Here is a 2,809-nt window from a genome sequence, read left to right on the forward strand (position 1 = left end):
CCACGGAAGGAGCCATGACCTTTATGCCTCTGCGAGCGGCGAGCCCATTTTGATTCCGAGACACCACGGCGACGTGCCAAAGGGGTTGGAGCGAAAGATTCTCAGACAGATCCAGTACGGTGAGCGTGGCTTTAGGAGATTCAAATGATGTACGTGTACGAGGCTTTGGTGTATCCGTCGGACGACCGCTCTCGATACGAGGTGTATATCCCCGATTGGGATGCCTTTACGGTTGGTGATGACTTCAAGGACGCCGTCTATATGGCGCACGACATGCTCGAGTTAGCGGTTGCGGCGGCGTTGGATGAGGGCTCTCCGCTTCCGGAGGAGACGTTCGACCACGCGGCACCGCAAGGGGCGCGGGTGATCGGGATCGTTATCGACGGCGACAAGCTTGCGTCCGAGCCGGCGACCATGGACGTCGCACATGCGTCTGAGATTCTCGGTGTCACGGTGGGGCGCGTTCACGCTATGCTGAAAAGCGGCATTTTGCGCGGGCATAAAGAAGGGAATCTTTGGATGGTGGACGTGGAGAGCGTGCGCGACCGCGCAAACAACCCCAGGCCTGGTGGAAGGCCCCGGCGCACCAAACCTAAGTCCGTCTCGTCCAATGCGGGCGAATCCGCGCATTCGGTTCGGGAGGCATAGGGGGTCCGTGGAAGCAACAAAGGACATTCTCAAGCGCTATTTTGGCTACGACTCGTTTCGTCCGGGTCAGGAGCGGATGGTCGATGCCATTCTCGCCGGCCGCGATGCGCTGGGCGTGATGCCCACCGGCGCCGGAAAATCGATCTGCTACCAGGCGCCAGCGCTCATGATGCAGGGCCTCACGCTGGTGGTGTCTCCGCTTGTCTCACTTATGGGGGACCAGGTGCGAGCGCTCAAAGAAGTCGGCGCGCGCCCGAGCTACCTCAACTCCTCGCTCACGCCTGCCCAGCAGAACACGGTGCTCAAGCGCGCGTCGGAGGGGTGGTACCAGATCATGTACGTGGCGCCCGAACGCCTTACCGACGAGCGCTTCCTCGCGTTTGCGCAGGCGGCCGCGGCTCCGGGAGGCATCGGTCTCCCACTCGTCGCCGTGGACGAGGCCCACTGCGTTTCCCAGTGGGGTCAGGATTTCCGCCCATCCTACCTGCAGATAGCAGAGTTCATTGCCGCCCTGCCCGCGCGCCCCGTGGTGGCTGCCTTTACGGCAACGGCGACGGAGCGCGTGCTAGACGACATCGTTCAGATGCTCGACCTGCGCTCGCCGCAGACGGTGGTGACGGGTTTTGACCGAGCCAACCTCTCGTTCAACGTGCAGGAGATGGGCGACAAGGCGAAGGCGGCTTGGATTCGCGATTACGCGCTCGGGCACGCCGACGAGAGCGGCATTGTGTACTGCGCCACTCGCAAGGCGGTGGATGAGCTTGCTTTTGATCTGGGCCGGACGCTTGCGCCGCAGGGAATACGTGTTGCGCGCTACCACGCAGGCATGAGCACAGACGAACGCACGGCGGAGCAGGCCGCCTTCATCGCCGACGCCGCACCGCTCATGGTCGCCACGAACGCCTTTGGCATGGGAATCGACAAGCCCAACGTGCGTTACGTGATTCATCATAATGTGCCCGAGAGCATCGAAGCCTATTACCAGGAGGCCGGTCGCGCGGGGCGCGACGGTGATCCAGCCGCATGCTACCTGCTGTGGAACGGGCACGATTTTGGCCTGAGGCGCTACTTTATCGAGCGGGATGTGCCTGAAGACGCGCTCGGCGCGGAAGAGCGCGCGTTCACGCGGCAGAACCGGTACCGTTTGTTGGCGCAGATGGAGGGCTACTGTCAGACCACTGGCTGCTTGCGCGAGTACATCCTGCGCTATTTTGGCGACGAGGGTGCGCTGGGTGTCAAGGGGGTGGCGACTGGGAGTGCCGACCCGATCGGCGCAGGCGCGGCGGCAGGGAGCTCCGTACCGGTCGGCGCGACTTTGGCAATCGGGGGCGCCGCGTCAAGCGAGACCGGGTGCGGCAACTGCTCCAATTGCCTGACACGCTATGAAGTGGAGGACGTCACGGACGTCGCGCTCGCTGCCATGCGCCTGGTCTCCGCAACGGGCGGGCGGTTTGGCAAGGCACTTATAGCTGAGGTTCTGCACGGTGCCAACACCGAGAAGATCCGCCAATTTCACCTCGACGACGCGCCGGGATACGGTGTTGTTGCGGAGGTCTCCATCAAGCGCATCAAGGACGTCCTGGACCAGCTGGTGGGTCGCGGCTACTTGGCGCAATCGCAGGGTCGGTTCCCCGTTGTGGGCCTGGGCTCCCACGCAGGTGAGGCACTTGATCCGCAGCGTGTGAGTGGCTTCTCCTTTACGGTGAAGAAGCGCGCCTCCCAGAGCGTCTCGGCAAGCCGGGCGCGCCGGGCGGTCGACTTGGTGCGTGAGGAGGCTGCGCTGGATGCGCGCCCGCGCGTGGGTGATGACGCCGAGCTGTTCGACGGGCTCAGGTCCTTGCGTCGCAAGTTGGCGAATGAGCACAACGTCCCGGCGTACATCATCTGCTCGGACGCCACGCTGCGCGGTTTGTGCCGCAAGCGTCCCGCAACGCGCGAGGACCTGCTCGAGGTCACAGGCATAGGCGAGAAGAAGGCCGACGCCTACGGCGAGGCGTTTCTTGCGGCGATTGCCGAGTACGAAGCAAGCGTGCGGTAGGTGCCGTCATTCGATTGCATCCTGGGGCAGCTGTGGGGCCATTGTTCAGTGGCGGAGGCCCCTGTGGGCGTTCGCAGGGACAATAAGCGGGCCGCGCCGGAAGTGTTTCCTCCGTGCGCGGCC

Annotated in this window: 2 protein-coding genes; both read left to right on the plus strand. The window is 63.7% G+C overall.

Features of this window, described 5'->3' with window-relative positions; all coding sequences use genetic code 11:
* Nucleotides 1–144: 144 nt before the first annotated feature.
* Nucleotides 145–648 (plus strand): helix-turn-helix domain-containing protein, encoded by a 504-nt coding sequence (locus ACT8II_RS09260; RefSeq protein ID WP_443813939.1) that lies wholly within the window; start codon nt 145–147, stop codon nt 646–648.
* Nucleotides 611–2,686, plus strand: coding sequence for a RecQ family ATP-dependent DNA helicase (locus tag ACT8II_RS09265; protein WP_443813940.1), 2,076 nt, complete (start codon nt 611–613; stop codon nt 2,684–2,686). The genes ACT8II_RS09260 and ACT8II_RS09265 overlap by 38 nt, the downstream gene beginning before the upstream one ends.
* The last annotated feature ends 123 nt before the right edge of the window (nt 2,687–2,809 follow it).

The organism is Collinsella sp. (assembly GCF_052346665.1).
In the GTDB taxonomy this organism is placed as follows: domain Bacteria; phylum Actinomycetota; class Coriobacteriia; order Coriobacteriales; family Coriobacteriaceae; genus Collinsella.

Bases quoted from the DNA above. Each gene is read 5' to 3' on its own strand.
- ACT8II_RS09260 (WP_443813939.1), top strand. From the start codon at position 145: ATGATGTACGTGTACGAGGCTTTGGTGTATCCGTCGGACGACCGCTCT.
- ACT8II_RS09265 (WP_443813940.1), top strand. From the start codon at position 611: ATGCGGGCGAATCCGCGCATTCGGTTCGGGAGGCATAGGGGGTCCGTG.